Consider the following 13,208-nt stretch of genomic DNA (forward strand, 5'->3'; position numbering starts at 1 on the left):
AATATACTAACAAAAGAACCTTTAAAAAATGGTGTTAACCGTAATTTAATCTCGTAACAATTTGATAATCTTAACAACACAAAAACATAACAAGTCGGTAACATGGACTTCACAGAGCGGTTCTTTCTTTGCACAAAAATAATTAAGACACAAACACAACACTGAAAAAAATGAAATTCAATTTAAGATTTCTCTTTATTGCATTATTTATCTGTACGATCTCGATCGCGCAAAACAAAGGTACGATTTCTGGAGTTCTAACTGACAAAGATATGAACAACGCATCTCTACCATTTGCTAATGTTTTAGTTAAAGGTACAAATATTAGCGCAAATACCGACGTAGACGGAAAATATTCCTTAAGCGTAAATCCTGGAAACTATACTTTAATCTTTAGTTTTTTAGGATATGAATCTGTAGAAGCTCCTGTTGCTGTAAAAGCAAATGAAACTGTAGTGGTTAATCAAGGACTTTCATCAGGAAGTTATACTCTTAAAGATGTAGTGGTTCAAGCTTCAACTGGAGGCAAACAAAAAGAATCTGCTTTACTTCTAGAACAAAAAAATGCTGTAGATATTAAACAAGCTATTGGTGCACAAGAACTTTCTAAAAAAGGTGTGAGCGATGTTGCCAATGCTGTTGTAAAAACTACTGGTATTACTAAACAAGAAGGAACCAATAACATTTTTGTGAGAGGTTTAGGAGATCGTTACAACTCTACAACAATGAATGGACTTCCTATTCCATCAAATGATCCTGAGAAGAAAAACATCAATTTAGATATTTTCTCAACAGATATTATTGAATATGTTTCTATCGACAAAGTATACAACGGAAAATTCTTTGGAGATTTTGCTGGAGGAAATGTTGACATCGTTTCAAAAGATTACAAAGGGAACGGTTTCTTAAAAATTGATTTTGAATCAAAAATAAATACAAACGCTATTAGCGAAAACAACTTTACTTTACAAAAAGGACCAAATGCTTTTGGATTTAGCAAAGCTGAAATCCCAAATAATCCTTTGACACAATACAATTACGGTTCTTTGCAATTTGACAAAAAGACGCCAATTGGAGGATCTTTTGGAATCTCAGGTGGTGATTCTTATAACGTTGGTGAAGAAGGAAAAATCAATATCTTCGGAACTGCATCTTTCACAAACGAATATGCTTCAAGAACAGAAGGTATTGCAAGAGGTAGTGTTAATGCTGCTGGTGTTGCTGGAAAAGATTTGGATTACAACTATCTTTCATACAATACAAACACTACTGCAATGTTTAATGCTGGATACAAAATTAACAGCAATAACAAGATTAACTTCAATACTTTGTTCATCAATACCTCTACTCAAAGAAAAGAAGAATCAAGAGGTTATATTGTTGACTTAGCAAACGAAGGAAACGGATACATCCGAAGAAATGAATATGAAAAATCGGCTTTATGGGTAAACCAATTATTAGGAGAGCACAAATTAAGCGATAGAAGCACATTTAACTGGGGCGGATCTTTTAATACTGTAAAACAAGATATTCCAGACAGAACATACAACACTATGAATGTTCTTGACCAAGGTTATGTAATCAACTCTCAATCTGCGCCAAACAACCACCGTTATTTTCAAACTTTAAAGGAAAACGAATTAGCGGCAAATTTATCTGTAAACTACAAATTCAATAAAAATGAAGAAGGAGATTACAAAGGAAAATTTACTTTAGGCTACAACGGAAGGTTTAAAAACAGAGATTTTGAGGCAACTCAATTCAACTTTAAAACTACAACATTCCCAGTTTCTCATACAGGTGATATCGTAGACCCAAATAACTTGGATTTATTCTACAACCAACAAAACTTGGATAACAACTTCTTTACCATTTCTACTTTCCGTGGAGGACCAGAAGTTCCAAACGCACTTGACCCACAAACATATAATGGAGACTTGACTATTAATGGCGGTTTCTTAAATACAGAATACAAATTCAACAATAAATTTACTGCAGTTTTAGGATTAAGAGCTGAAGTTATTACACAAACTGTTGACTGGAGTACGCAGTTAGATCCTGCAGGAGGAAGCGATAAATTAGACAAAACAGCTTTCTTACCAAGTTTGGTATTGAAATATGAACTTAACGAAAAACAAAATTTACGTTTCGGATTCAGTAAAACTTATACATTGCCACAATTCAAAGAAAGATCTCCTTTCATCTACGAGGAATTTTTACAAGCTAAAATTGGTAACCCATTTTTATATGCTTCAGATGATTACAACTTTGACTTAAAATGGGAAATATTCCCGAACAGTGATGAAGTTCTTTCTATAACAGGTTTCGGAAAATACATCTTAAACCCAATTAACGAGGTAGTTATTAACTCTTCTACAAATGATATCTCTTATGTAAACTCAGGAGATTATGGTTATGTAGCTGGAGCAGAGGTAGAATACAAGAAAACACTTTTTAATTTCGATAGCGAAAATGCTAAAAAATTAACTGGAGGAATCAACGTATCTTACTTATACAGCAAACAAGAGCTAAATAACGAGAAAGTTCAAGAAGAAACACAAGGAACACGTCCAACTACTTTTACCAACACAACAGGTAAATTTACAGGAGCTTCTCCTTTGTTATTAAATGCCGATTTATCTTTCTTCAACGAATGGAATGACAAAAAAAGCAATTTGACAACAACTATAGCTTACAATTATTTCTCTGACCGAGTAAATGCAATTGGTACATTAGAAAAAGGTGATTTAGTTGACAAAGCTGTTGGTTCATTAGACTTTATTGCAAAATCGAAATTGAACAAAAACTATAGCCTTGGTTTTGTTGCAAAAAACTTACTTAACCCAACTATAGACAGAGTTCAAGAAAACAAATCGGGCGATGTAAGCGTTTTGAGCTACAAAAAAGGATTGAATTTAAGCCTACAGTTTAGTTACGAGTTCTAAACCGAAAAAATATTTAATTAAAAAAGACAGCTTCTAAAAGCTGTCTTTTTTTTGCTCTTTAATTCAAAATATTTCCTTAACAAATTAACATTTCCTTAATATAAACTATTCGTTTTATTAAACTAACAATTACAGTAGCTTAACACCTAAAAAAGATTTCTAATCCATCTTTGCAACAGAAATTAAACACAAAAAAATTATTAAAACGATTATGAAAAAATCAATTTTAAATTTCGTTACAGTTTTTGCTTTATCAGGAGTTTTGCTTACAAGCTGTTCTTCTAACGATGATGATAAAAAACCAACTTCTACGTTTACAGCAGATCCTGCTAATTTTCAAGGAAAAATTACTGATGGTGAAGTAATTCTTGATGCTACTAAAACGTACAAATTAACTGGAGCTATTAAAGTAGAAAATGGTGCTACTTTAACAATTCCTGCTGGAACAGTAATTGAAGGAACAGGTGGAACTGCTGCTTACATCGCAGTTGCCCAAGGTGGTAAAATCAACGTAAACGGTACTGCTGCTAAACCAGTTATTATGACTGCTTCTGTAAAAGCTGCTGGTAAATGGGGTGGATTAGTAATTTGTGGAAAAGCACCAATCAACCGTGATAATGGTAAGACTACTACAGCTACATCTGAAGTTGCTGAGTTAACTTATGGTGGAACTGTTGCTAATGACAATTCAGGTTCTATTAAATATTTAAGAATTGAGTACGCTGGTGCTGCTTTCAATACTGAAAAAGAATTCAACGGACTTTCATTCTTCGGAGTTGGTTCAGGTACAACTGTTGAAAACGTACAAGCTTACTACGGAGCTGATGACGGATTTGAATTCTTCGGAGGAACTGTAAATACTAAAAACTTAATCTCTATCGGTAACGAAGATGACCAATTTGACTGGACTGAAGGATGGAGTGGAACAAACGAAAACTGGTACGGTAAATTAGATTTCGGAAAAGGAAACAGAGGAATTGAAGCTGATAACTTCGAATTTGGATATGCTTTTGCTCCAATCTCTAACCCAACTATTACAAACTTAACTCTTGTTGGACCTGGAAGTACAGCTTCTACAGCAAACTTCCAAGAAAACCAAGCTATCAAATTAAGAAGAGGAACTAAAGCTAAATTCTCTAACGTAGTAGTAACTGCTTGGGCAACTGGTGTTGATGTTGAAAACGATGAAACTATCGCTTTTGTTGGTACAGATTTAAAAATCACAAACATCTTATTTGGTGCTGATATAGCTACAAAAACTAAAGGAAAGAAAACAGACGGAACTTCAGCTAATGTTTCTGCTGTAGCTGTTGAGTCAGCTTCTGCAACTGGAGCTGGAGCTGGTATTGCTCAACCAACATGGGCTGCTGGATGGTCAGTAGGTTTCTAATCACTTCGAACACATAATGTTAAAAACATCCTAATTCTTTAGGATGTTTTTTTTTGGCGTACTTTTTGTAATTTTTTTTGTATATTTACAATATCCAAATATACGCGATGGCAAAAAACTACTTTTATATTACTTTCTTATTGGCATTTTTCTTTACTGTAAGCGTTTCGGCGCAAGACAGCAAGCAATTACCAAAAACTCAAGAATCTACTTCTATTGAGGGTTTAAGCTTGTATCCTAACCCAGTGACAAATGGCAAAGTCTACATATCGTCTAAAAACGATTTAGAGAAAGAAATTATTGTGTTTGACATCTTAGGAAAAAAAGTTTTGCAAGCCCATTTAGTTTCAAGAGAACTAAGTGTTGCAGAATTACCTCCTGGTGTATATATCATCAAAATAAGTGAACAAAACGCATCGGCAACCCGAAAACTCATTATACGATAAAAGCTCCATTGGAGCTTTTTTTAGTTTTAAGACTCAGTGCCTGTACTTAGTTTACACACTTTACTGCACACCAAGATTGAAAACTGTGACTGAATACTGCGACTAAACACTAAATATAATATCTTTGCAAAAAAAAAGTTTTGATTACAGCCAGCGATATCTTTACCATTTCAAGTCAAAAACAATTTGAAAAAATAGCACTAAAAGTGTTTCGTTTTCAGCACGAAAACAACAAGGTCTATCGCGACTTTTGTGATTTTTTAAAAATTAATCCGCAGCAGATAAAATCACTGCAGCAAATTCCTTTTCTACCCATTCAGTTTTTCAAAAGTCATGATGTGGTTTCTAATACAGATCCTGCACAAGTAACTTTTACAAGCAGCGGCACAACCGGAATGATTACTAGCAGACATATCGTGACCGATGTTTCTCTATATGAAGAAAGTTACCGCAAAGGATTTTCTCAGTTTTATGGCAATATCGAAGATTACGTTGTTTTAGCCCTTTTGCCGTCTTATTTAGAACGCGAAGGCTCTTCGTTAATTTACATGGTCGAAGATTTAATAAAACTCTCTAATCAGCCTGAAAGCGGGTTTTATTTGCACAATCACGACGACTTAATCAAAAAACTTCTTGAACTCGACGAAGCAGGCCAAAATGTGATCTTAATTGGTGTTACGTATGCTTTATTAGATCTGATCGAAAAACACCAATTTAACCTTCAAAATACCATTATTATGGAAACTGGAGGAATGAAAGGAAAACGCAAAGAAATGATTCGTGAAGAATTGCATGACATTTTATGTAAAGGTTTTGGCGTTTCATCTATTCATTCAGAATATGGAATGACGGAGCTTTTAGCGCAAGCTTATTCTCTTGGCGAAGGAGTTTTTGAATGCCCTTCTTGGATGCATATTTTAGTTCGAGATCCAGAAGATGCTTTAACTTATGTCAAAGACGGAAGAACTGGCGGAATCAATGTGATTGATTTAGCTAATATTAATTCATGTTCTTTTATTGCTACGCAGGATTTAGGCAAAAAAAATCCCAACAACTCTTTCGAAGTATTAGGACGTTTTGATAATTCTGATATTCGTGGATGTAATTTGATGGTTCTTTAAATTGGTTAATCGTTGATTCGTGTAATCGTTTAATCGCAAAAAACCGATTAAACAAAAAACTAATTCTCCTCTGTTACACCAATACTTTCAATTCCTTCTCTTTTTTGAAGCTCTTTTTCTTTTTCGCCTTTACTCTCTAAAAGCTTGTAAACTCCATAGCAAGCCAAAGCACCAAAAAGTACAAAAAGTATATTCCATCCTGGATTACTAAAACTGTCATCGTTTACATTTTCAACACCTCTAATAAGGACAGCTAAAATTCCGACAAGAAATCCTGCAACGAGAGTACCTCCATAATAAGACACTATTCCAATGCCGAAATAACCCCATTTGTTCTTATCATATTCAAGAGCTAAATTGGTATATCCTTTCCAAATCCAGTAAATAAGTAAAATTCCAATCATATTTGTTAGGTTAGTTTTAGGGAATAAACTTAATAAAAAAATATTTACATTTTCAATATCAGAACTTTAAAAAAAAAATCCCAATATTCTTTCGAACATTGGGAATTATATATTCAATTTAAGATTTCATGGATCGATTAAACAATTAAACGGTTAAATCTGTTTAAACAACACGAATCACAAAATAATTTTTCTTTCCGCTTTGCAATAAAACAAATTGATTATTAATTAAATCATTTGCAGTTAAAACGAAATCCTCTTTTATCTTTTCTCTGTTTACAGAAATTGAGTTTGCGGTTAAAGCTCTCCTAGCTTCTCCGTTTGATTTAAAGAAACCTGTTTTTTCATTTAAAACAGTAATAATTTCCAATCCGTTTTCTAAATCAGCTTTTGCGATTTCAGCTTGTGGAACTCCATCAAAAACTTCTAAGAAAGTAGCTTCATCCAATTTTTTCAAATCTTCTGCCGTTGAATTTCCAAACAAGATATTTGAAGCCTGAATCGCTTTTTCTAATTCTTCTCTATTGTGAACAAAAACAGTAATTTCTTCTGCCAATTTCTTTTGTAAAACTCTCAAATGTGGAGCTGTTTTGTGCTCTTCAATTAAAGCATCAATAGTATCTTTATCTAAGAAAGTAAAAATCTTGATGTATTTCTCAGCATCAACATCAGTTGTATTTACCCAAAATTGGTAAAATTTGTAAACCGAAGTTTTATCGGCATCTAACCAAACATTTCCGCCTTCAGATTTACCAAATTTAGATCCGTCAGCTTTTGTAATTAATGGAGTTGTTAAAGCATATGCTTTTGCATTTTCTCCACCCATTCTACGCACTAATTCTGTTCCTGTGGTAATATTACCCCATTGATCAGAACCACCCATTTGCAGAATGCAATTGTTATTTTTGTATAAATGATAAAAATCGTAACCTTGAATTAACTGGTATGTAAACTCTGTAAAAGACATTCCCTCTCCTTCTCCACTAAATCTCTTTTTTACAGAATCTTTAGCCATCATGTAATTTACAGTAATTCTTTTTCCAACTTCACGTGCAAAATCGATAAAAGAAAATTCCTTCATCCAATCGTAGTTATTCACCATTACTGGCGCATTTGCATCAGTTGAATTAAAATCTAAGAAACGAGATAAAACACTTTTAATTCCAGCAACATTTTTAGCCAAAGCTACTTCGTCAAGCAAGTTTCTTTCATCAGATTTACCAGAAGGATCTCCAATCATTCCAGTTGCTCCACCAACCAAAGCAATTGGTCTGTGACCAAAATTCTTTAAGTGAACCAATAAAATGATCTGAACCATACTTCCGATGTGCAGAGAATCTGCCGTTGGATCAAAACCAATATACGCAGTTGTAGCTTCTTTTAGTAATTGTTCTTCCGTTCCAGGCATACTATCATGATATAACCCGCGCCATTTTAATTCTTCAACTAGATTCTTCATTTTTTCTTAAATAATTTGCGCAAATGTAATCAATGTCAATGGTAATGACAAAAAAGTCTGCCACGAAGACACTAAGGCACAAAGTTTTTGTTTTTACTATGGAAGTATTGCATAAAATTTATTGAAATAAAAAATTTTGCGTCTTAGCGCATTTGTGGCAAAAAGCAAAAAACCTTTGCAACTTTGTCCCTCTACACCTTTGCACCTTTACAACAAAAACTTATCTTTACAAAATGGTATTAGTAACTGGAGGAACTGGTTTAGTCGGCGCGCATTTATTGCTTCATTTAATTGAAAATGGAGAAAATGTTCGGGCTATTTACAGAACAGAAAAAAATATTCAGAAGACAAAATCGGTTTTTGATTTGTATAAAAAAGCAGATTTGTTTGAAAAAATCAATTGGCTTGAAGCCGATATTCTAGACATACCTTCACTTGAAACTGCTTTTATCGATATCAAACAAGTATATCACTGCGCAGCTTTTATTTCGTTTGAACCAAAAGACGAAGAAATTCTTAGAAAAACCAATATTGAAGGAACTGCAAACATAGTCAATTTTGCTATCGCCAAAGAAGTAGAAAAGTTTTGCTACATCAGTTCTATTGCCGCATTAGGAGATATTGCTGCTCACGAAACCCATATTACCGAAGAAACAGATTGGAATCCTGAGAAACCGCATAGTGATTATGCCATTTCTAAATACGGTGCCGAAATGGAAGTTTGGCGCGGACATCAAGAAGGTTTAAATGTTATTATTGTAAATCCAGGAGTTATTTTAGGCCCTCCAAAAATGATGGCTATTTTTGACGAAGGAAGTAGCGAAATCTATAGAAAAGTTTCTAAAGGACTTTCATTCTACACACTTGGAAGCACAGGTTTCATATCGGTTGATGATGTTGTGAAAACCAGTTATGAATTGATGAAAAGCGAAATAATAAACGAACGTTTCACTCTTATCGCAGACAATATTGTTTTTAAAGATCTTTTAGATACCGTTTCTGACGTTTTAAAAGTAAAAAGACCTCATATTCATGCCAAGCCTTTTCTAATGAATGTATTGTGGATTGCAGACGGAATTTTTTCTACTTTATTTTTCAGAAAAAGAAGCATCACAAAAGCAACAGCAAAAGCTTCGTATTCAAAGAATTTGTATAGTAATGAAAAAATAAAAACCGCTCTAGGAACGGTTTTTACTGATATTCATCGATATATTAAAGACAGCGCTAAACTATAGTTTTTTTGTTCTATCTCGCATTTGCATGCGAGCTCTTCTTAGAGAATCGTCATTAACTCGTGGAGCTGGCTTTTGAATAGAATCTTTTGAGGCTTCTTTGGCCTTCTTCTTACTTTCCTTAGCTGCTTTTTTCTCATCAATTTTAGCTAAAGAATCTGCTGCCCTTTGGTTTACAGAAATTCTTTTATTTACCTCATCAAACATATCTTTATAGTTCTCATAATCTGAAGCATAATACATGTTGCTTTGGGCAAACTGAAGACTATCTACTTTGTATTTTTTCAAAATAAACATTTTCGGATCATTTTCAATCGAGTCCAAAGACAAAGGTTTCTGATATCTCATTGCTTCCAAAAGAGATAAATCATACATAATATCAATCATTTTACCTTTCTCAATAAGCTTTGCAGGCTGTTTTACCAAATCCTTTTTACAGCTTATAGAAAGAAACAAAACCAATATTATTACTATAAAATTCTTCATAGTCATTTTTTATCTGTCAAACAATAGTCTTTTACCAGCTCTGGTATCTTTTACTTTAAAGTTATTGTAAACCAATTCACCGTTTACAAAAGTATGTGTTATTCTAGATTTGAAAGTATATCCTTCAAACGGAGACCATCCGCATTTGTACAAAATATTTTCTGGCTTTACGCTCCAAGGCAAACTTGGATTAACAATTACTAAATCGGCGTGGTAACCTTCTCTAATAAATCCTCTTTTTTCTATTTTGAAAATTTTAGCCGGATTGTGGCACATTTTCTCCACGATTTTCTCCACTGTAATTTTTCCTTGATGATGTGCTTCAAACATTGCGACAACAGCATGCTGAACAAGTGGACCTCCAGAAGGTGCGTTCAAATAAGATTGCATTTTTTCTTCTTTGGTATGAGGCGCGTGATCTGTTGCTATTACATCAATTCTTCCATCGTTTAAAGCCTTCCAAAGTTCGGCACGATCTTCAGCAGTTTTAACAGCAGGATTCCATTTAATGAAATTTCCTTTTGTTTTATAATCTTCATCTGTAAACCAAAGGTGGTGTACACAAACCTCTGCCGTGATCTTTTTATCTTCTAACGGAATTTTATTCGTAAATAATTCCATTTCTTTCGCAGTTGAAAGATGGAAAATATGCAATCTAGCTCCAGTACGTTTTGCCAACGCAACAGCTTTTGAAGAAGAAATATAACATGCTTCTGCACTTCTAATTAAATTGTGTGCCGTTACTGGAACGTCGTCGCCGTATTGTTCTTTAAAAGCAGCAAGATTATTTTTAATCGTAGTTTCGTCTTCACAGTGAACTGCAATTAACATTGGAGTGCTTGAGAATATTTTTTCTAAAACCGCTTCATTGTCAACCAACATATTTCCTGTTGACGAACCCAAGAAAATCTTGATTCCTGCAACATTTTTTGGATTTGTTTTTAAAACTTCTTCCAAATTATCGTTTGTTGCTCCCATCATAAACGAATAATTCGCAAATGATTTTTGAGAAGCAATTTGATATTTATCTTCTAATATTTCCTGCGTCACCGCATTTGGAACCGTATTTGGCTGCTCGATAAAAGAGGTTATTCCGCCCGCAACTGCAGCACGAGATTCCGATTCGATATCACCTTTATGCGTTAAACCTGGTTCTCTAAAATGCACTTGATCGTCTATCGCGCCTGGCATTAAATAATTTCCTTCAGCATCAATAACGATACAATCTGAAGTTTTCAATGAAATGCTGTCTGCAATTTCAACAATCAAATCGTTTTCAATTAAAACATCACCTTCAAAAATTGTCCCTTCGTTTACAATTTTGGCATTCTTTATTAAAATCCTGTTCATTTCGGTTGGTTTATAATGAATTGACTAATTTTCTTAATCTAAGCGAAATCACTCCAAGTATAGCTTCTTTAATAATAGCATTACTCATTTTAGAAACTCCTTTTGTTCGGTCTGTAAAAATAATTGGGACTTCTGAAATTTGAAATTTAGCACAATAAGTTCTGTACTTCATCTCGATTTGAAACGCATATCCCACAAATTTTATTTTGTTGAGATTTATTTTTTCTAAAACTTCTCTTTTGTAGCAAACAAAACCTGCAGTAGCATCGTGAATTTTCATTCCGGTAATAAATTTTACGTAAACAGATGCAAAATAAGACATCAGAACTCGACTTAAAGGCCAGTTCACCACATTAACACCAGTTACATATCGAGATCCAATTGCAAGATCTGCTCCACCAAAATGGCAGGCATCGTACAATTTCTCTAAATCATTTGGATTGTGCGAAAAATCGGCATCCATTTCAAAAATAAATTGATATTCGCGCTCCAAAGCCCATTTAAAGCCATGAACATACGCAGTTCCCAATCCTGACTTTTTTGCTCTTTGTTCTAAAAAAAGTTTCCCTGGAAATTCTTCTTGTAAAGCGATCACTTTTTTTGCAGTATGATCTGGAGAATTATCATCAATAATCAGCAGATGAAAAGCTTTATGTTGCGAAAGTACAGCTCTTACTATACTTTCTACGTTTTCAATTTCGTTATATGTGGGAATTATGACAATACTATCACTCATTTTTTTCTCGGTAATTTCACCGCAAAAGTAAACTTTTTATAGCATTTGATTCATAATAAATATATAATAAAAGTATTGCATCAAAAAATTACTAATTTTGTATCGCTATGATTGAACAACTTCATCCTCGAATAATCGAAAACAAGGACTGGGCAACACTTTTATTTGTGGTGACCTTTGCCGTTGTTGCCATGACAAAATCTGCTTACGAAACAAGATTTAGTGAATTTAGTAAACTTATTTTTTCTGATAAATATGCTAAAATTTATCGAGACAACAGCCACATGAAAAACAGCTTTACAGTTGGTTTATTTTTTGTACAAATTGTATCCTTTGCCTTTTTTATTCTGCTTACGATGAATATTTTTGGTTATGCATCAAAAACCGATTGGGTATTGTTTATTCAGATCGCTACTTTCCTTCTTTATTTCATTTTAGGGAAGTATTTAATTGAAAAAATTGTAGCAACTTCATTCAATATTGACGATTTTGTAGAACTATTTAACCTACAAAAAGTAACTTACAGAACGTATATTGGAGTTTTAATCCTTCCAATCAATGCTGTTTTGTTTTATTACAACAATATTCCGCAGATTATTCCGCTAGCAATCATAGGTATTTCGCTGTGTATTAGCGTATACTCCTACTTTATTTCAATTAAAACATATCAAAACGTAATTATCGGTAAGTTATTTTATTTTATTTTGTATCTTTGCGCTCTTGAAATAGCCCCTTATTATTTTCTTTATTATTGGATTACAAAAGGGAGTGCTTAGAAAATATTTATAATATGAAAGTGAAAACAATTTTGGTGTCACAGCCTGAACCTAAAGTGGAGAATTCTCCTTACTTTGAGCTCCAACAAAAACACAAAATAAAAATTGATTTCAGACCATTTATTCATGTAGAAGGGGTTAGCGCAAAAGAGATTCGATTACAAAAAATCGATCTTAATCATTACACTGCGATCATTTTAACAAGTCGAAATGCTGTAGATCATTTTTTTAGAGTTGCTGATGAAATGCGTTACAAAGTGCCAGAAGGTTTGAAATATTTTTGTCAATCTGAGGCTGTTGCGTTTTACCTTCAAAAGTATGTCGTGTACAGAAAACGTAAGATTTACGTTGGAGCAAAAGATTTTGCAGATTTATCTCCGCTAATTAAGAAGTACAAAGACGAGAAATTTTTACTTCCTGCATCTGACCAATTAAATGCAGATGCTCCTGTTACATTAAACAGTTTAAAAGTAGATTGGGCACAAGCTATTTTCTACAGAACTGTAATGAGTGATTTATCTGATTTAGCTGATGTTTATTATGACGTTTTAGCTTTTTTCAGCCCAACAGGAATCAAATCATTGTTTAAGAATTTCCCAGATTTTAAACAAAACAACACCAGAATTGCCGTATTCGGAAGCACAACGCAAAAAGAAGCTTTAGATCATGGTTTAAGAATTGATATTCTTGCTCCAACTCCTGAAACTCCTTCTATGACAATGGCTCTAGAGAAATACGTAGCAGAAGCCAACAAAGGAAAATAACCTTTTAAAATATACAACTTTTAAAATTCCAAATTTCAAACTAACCATTTGAGATTTGGAATTTTCTTTTGTACAGCATTTTAACTACATTTGATTTCT

General features: G+C 33.4%; 12 protein-coding genes. 7 read left to right on the plus strand and 5 right to left on the minus strand.

The window, feature by feature from the left end:
- The first annotated feature begins 170 nt into the window (after positions 1-170).
- The 4 genes from AC1Q5Z_RS07205 to AC1Q5Z_RS07220 all read left to right on the plus strand — a co-directional run bounded on the left by AC1Q5Z_RS07205 (position 171) and on the right by AC1Q5Z_RS07220 (position 5,902).
- Positions 171-2,945: a TonB-dependent receptor gene (locus tag AC1Q5Z_RS07205; RefSeq protein WP_492444155.1), complete on the plus strand. Its 2,775-nt coding sequence runs from the start codon at positions 171-173 to the stop codon at positions 2,943-2,945.
- A 211-nt stretch (positions 2,946-3,156) separates the two neighbouring features.
- Positions 3,157-4,335: a beta-helix domain-containing protein gene (locus AC1Q5Z_RS07210; RefSeq protein ID WP_198855447.1), complete on the plus strand. Its 1,179-nt coding sequence runs from the start codon at positions 3,157-3,159 to the stop codon at positions 4,333-4,335.
- A 107-nt stretch (positions 4,336-4,442) separates the two neighbouring features.
- The gene (locus AC1Q5Z_RS07215; protein WP_095928275.1) at positions 4,443-4,781 is read left to right on the plus strand and encodes a T9SS type A sorting domain-containing protein; all 339 of its coding nucleotides are present in this window, start codon (positions 4,443-4,445) and stop codon (positions 4,779-4,781) included.
- A 140-nt stretch (positions 4,782-4,921) separates the two neighbouring features.
- Positions 4,922-5,902, plus strand: a complete 981-nt coding sequence (locus AC1Q5Z_RS07220; RefSeq protein ID WP_343589991.1) for a LuxE/PaaK family acyltransferase — start codon at positions 4,922-4,924, stop codon at positions 5,900-5,902.
- A 59-nt stretch (positions 5,903-5,961) separates the two neighbouring features.
- Here AC1Q5Z_RS07220 and AC1Q5Z_RS07225 read toward each other — a convergent pair whose 3' ends face one another.
- A complete protein-coding gene (locus AC1Q5Z_RS07225; RefSeq protein ID WP_198855445.1) occupies positions 5,962-6,306 on the minus strand; it encodes a hypothetical protein in 345 nt (114 codons plus the stop codon).
- A gap of 163 nt (positions 6,307-6,469) precedes the next feature.
- On the minus strand, positions 6,470-7,765 hold the full coding sequence (gene tyrS, locus AC1Q5Z_RS07230) for a tyrosine--tRNA ligase (protein WP_198855444.1): 1,296 nt from the start codon (positions 7,763-7,765) through the stop codon (positions 6,470-6,472).
- Between the two features lie 233 nt (positions 7,766-7,998).
- Between tyrS and AC1Q5Z_RS07235 the strand changes: the two genes are divergently transcribed.
- Positions 7,999-9,000 carry an NAD-dependent epimerase/dehydratase family protein gene (locus tag AC1Q5Z_RS07235; RefSeq protein ID WP_343589989.1) on the plus strand — a complete coding sequence of 334 codons (1,002 nt, stop codon included), beginning with the start codon at positions 7,999-8,001 and terminating at the stop codon, positions 8,998-9,000.
- On the opposite strand, the gene AC1Q5Z_RS07240 is transcribed toward AC1Q5Z_RS07235, so the two are convergent.
- Genes AC1Q5Z_RS07240 through AC1Q5Z_RS07250 form a run of 3 tightly spaced genes read right to left on the minus strand, consistent with a single transcriptional unit; the run spans position 8,995 to position 11,569 of the window.
- Entirely contained in the window at positions 8,995-9,483 is a 489-nt protein-coding gene (locus AC1Q5Z_RS07240; RefSeq protein ID WP_343589987.1) for a DUF4296 domain-containing protein, read from the minus strand. The two genes, AC1Q5Z_RS07235 and AC1Q5Z_RS07240, sit on opposite strands and share 6 nt — an antisense overlap.
- 9 nt (positions 9,484-9,492) lie before the next feature.
- Positions 9,493-10,833, minus strand: a complete 1,341-nt coding sequence (locus tag AC1Q5Z_RS07245; protein ID WP_198855441.1) for a dihydroorotase — start codon at positions 10,831-10,833, stop codon at positions 9,493-9,495.
- Between the two features lie 10 nt (positions 10,834-10,843).
- Entirely contained in the window at positions 10,844-11,569 is a 726-nt protein-coding gene (locus AC1Q5Z_RS07250) for a polyprenol monophosphomannose synthase (RefSeq protein ID WP_198855440.1), read from the minus strand.
- A gap of 107 nt (positions 11,570-11,676) precedes the next feature.
- Here AC1Q5Z_RS07250 and AC1Q5Z_RS07255 point away from each other — a divergent pair, with 107 nt between their 5' ends.
- Both AC1Q5Z_RS07255 and AC1Q5Z_RS07260 read left to right on the plus strand, forming a co-directional pair.
- On the plus strand, positions 11,677-12,345 hold the full coding sequence (locus AC1Q5Z_RS07255; protein WP_198855439.1) for a DUF4271 domain-containing protein: 669 nt from the start codon (positions 11,677-11,679) through the stop codon (positions 12,343-12,345).
- Between the two features lie 14 nt (positions 12,346-12,359).
- Positions 12,360-13,109, plus strand: a complete 750-nt coding sequence (locus AC1Q5Z_RS07260) for a uroporphyrinogen-III synthase (protein WP_008465120.1) — start codon at positions 12,360-12,362, stop codon at positions 13,107-13,109.
- Positions 13,110-13,208 lie beyond the last annotated feature (99 nt).

The organism is Flavobacterium sp. GW823-FHT06G12, from assembly GCF_058794775.1.